The 3,081-nt window shown below is 47.4% G+C and carries 2 protein-coding genes; both read right to left on the reverse strand.

The window, feature by feature from the left end:
* The coding region (locus AC1DSE_RS33405) for a glycoside hydrolase family 95 protein (RefSeq protein ID WP_477528922.1) at positions 1-379 on the reverse strand (379 nt) is incomplete at its 3' end.
* 506 nt (positions 380-885) lie between these two features.
* Positions 886-3,081, reverse strand: a 2,196-nt coding sequence (locus AC1DSE_RS33410; RefSeq protein WP_477528923.1) for a beta-galactosidase, incomplete at its 5' end; no start/stop codon positions are given.

Genomic DNA, 3,081 nt, shown 5'->3' on the forward strand with positions numbered 1-3,081 from the left:
CCACCTTAAACTCAACACGGGCAATAGCAGTCGCCAATTCAAGGCTTCGTTTGTATTCGGTAGCTAGATCACCATGATAAAAATCGAGTATGAGATCTCCTAATGGCAAGTAGGATTGTGTATAGGGGCCCAACATAGACTTCGCTAGCTCGTCTGCTTCTTCATATCGCTCTTCTTGCAGCAGCTTCCTAACTTCGGGCAACACCGCTAATGCATTCGGATTATTATCTCCCTTAGGGGGACCTGACCAAAGCGTATCCTCATTTAGTTGTAATCGTTCTCTTTCCACACCGCCGAAAATCATCGCCCCTAGATGCCCATTCCCAACAGGCAGCGCCTCTGTCCATACATCTGCCGGCTTGTCAAAATACATATTCATTCACGTTCACTCCTCTTTGTTGTTTCCCGATAACTGCCGGGGGTTACGCCAACCTATTGTTTAAATACTTTATAAAAATGTCCTAGCCACACAAATATTTGAAACGTGATCTGCTTTCTGAAACGTCTGCTGAATATGTCTGGTAAAGGACTGGTCAGAGAGGTTCATGTAACAGGATGTGAATTCGTTTTCATGTTTGCCTCCTTTCTATAGTCTTAATTATAAAACGTTTTCATTAAATGAATACGGATCATTTATAAGCACTTAGGTATCCGATATTAAGGTGCTTTACATAAAACATAAAAATCCCTAACCCCTAAGTTATTAGGGGATTGGGAATTTGCATCAGTTGGGCTATTCGTTTGGTTAGCCGTATTGGCCAAGCAGCATCTCATGCTCATAGAATCCCTTATTAGCCTGCGCTTACTTGACTTACCGAAACGTTTGGAGCTAAGTTATCTGCACATTCTTTATAAGCTGACCCACATTCATATCATTCAGATCCTTTAAACCCTCCGATTGCCATTGTCTATGCTAATCGCATACTCCGCTTCCGCAGAAAGCGCCAAAATCTCTGGCTGGCGATCTTCCAGTGGTCTGGATGGCATGTAGATGTCTCTCTCCTTTAATAGAGGAGAAATTTTCAGAACAATCGAATGGCTCGCCAATTGATCACGAAATCTCTTTAAGCCTATTTTCCAAGGGACGCCGTTATAGAACTGATCTGCGACGCATTGTCCGGCAATATAGGCTTGTACTACGTCTCCTACGAAATCGACGATCAACGTGATTTCGCTCGCTTCATCGAATGCCGAAGCATCTATACGAATCTCCCATTCAGGTGCTGTTCCTTCTTGCCCCTTATCTTCGAATAAATAGTTGAAGAAATCTCCGTTTAGCGTAGAATCACGGATCCGCTTCCATGAGAATTCGACTTCACGAGTTTGCAGGATCGGCTTGAACGCCTGGAATATCCCCTCTTTGTCTTGTGAAGTCTTCAACGAAACGCCCTGACAAGTGATGTTATGTTCAACAGGAGGATAAACAGCAAATGCCATCCGGTCGGCTTCAGTACCGCTAATGCGCAATCCTTTCTCCTTAAACACGACGTTTCCTTCGCATAGAATTAACCGTTCACCTCCAAATGCCCGGCCCTTCCACAAATGCAGCGACTGCTCTTCGGTTATTGTCAGCACCTTAACGACATGACTGGCAACAGAGCGAACAGCGAATTCGCAGCCAGACCCCGGTTTCAGATCGGAAATGGCGAGCGTACCATCCTGCCGAACCAAAGTTCCCTCTTTCAATTCGACATCGGAAACGGTATCCGATTCGAAGGCGAATTCGGGGCGCACGCCAGAAACCTCGAAGAATACATACAGCGTCTCCCCATCTCCGCGAAGCCTACATAACAACTGTGCGGTCGCATATTTCAAACGTACACCGTCCATATCCATATGGAATGGCCAGAAGAAGTAACCGTCCTTCTTAAGCGTAAATCCATTTGCAGGAACGTTCAGCTCACCTCCGGGCAACCGCAATTCAACCTGTACGTCATCCTTGTCTTTCATCTCCGTCAGTCTCTGGTAGTTGTTGAAGAACAGGAAGCCGCTATCTCCTTGCGCTCTCGCTACGACGCGTACCGTCTCGTTATCCTCCAAGGATGAAGGCCGAACTTGCGGAAAAACCACAGCCATAGGCGCCAGCCTATCTCCGAAATCGTGTAGAAATAAATGAAGCCGCTTTAGTTTTCTATAAGAATCCCTGATTCCGCCAAACTCTCCGAGCGGCGCCTGGAAATCGTAGCTCCGTACGGGCAACTGATTGCCTTGGGGATTGGATTCTTGCATCGTTGAAAGTTCTCCGAGCGGCTGGGTTCCTCCATGATACATATAATAGCCCAGCAGATTGCACCCGTTAGCTATCTTAATCATCGCCATCGCGCCAACGTCGTCCGCCTGTATGATGGGACGCCGATGATAGGTAATTTGCACGCCGCCCCCAAGCTCGCAAGAGCCATCGGGATAACGTTCGATGTCTTCCAAATCTTTAATATCAACGGCTTTCTCGCCGAACAGATCGCTGCCGATGCTCGGATCATTGCGTACTGAATGGAAGAAATAATGCGGTCCTGGAGGCAGTTGGTTTGTATGCTTTTCCCAAGGATGATCCGGATAACCTCCGAATAGCGGCAGCATTTCGTCCTTCGGAATCCGTGCTCCACCTGGGCCTCCCCAACCTGTAACCGTATATAAAGGAGCTTTCATGCCCAATTCTCGCGCGATACTCTTTAAGGTTCGCAAATGCTCGGGGTTATCCGTCAACTCGTTGTCGAATTGCATACCGACGATCGAGCCGCCATCTTGGAAGGACAGCCCTTCGATCTGCTTAGCAATTTCCCCGTAAAACCTTCTAACATACCACAAATAGTCATCATCGTTTGTCCGTAACGCGCATCTTCCATAGATCCAATCCGGAAAGCCTCCATTACGGCATTCGCCATGCGCCCATGGGCCTATGCGAACAAGAACCTCCAATTCGTTCTTCTGACAGAGCTGCACGAATGTCCTAAGATCCTTGTCTCCCGACCAATCGAAGCGACCTTCTGTTTCTTCATGATAGATCCAGAATATATAAGTAGCGACGATCTGGATGCCACCCGCTTTCATCTTAAGCAGCTCTTCCTCCCACTGTCCATGAGG

This window comes from Paenibacillus sp. 01L418 (assembly GCF_056400045.1).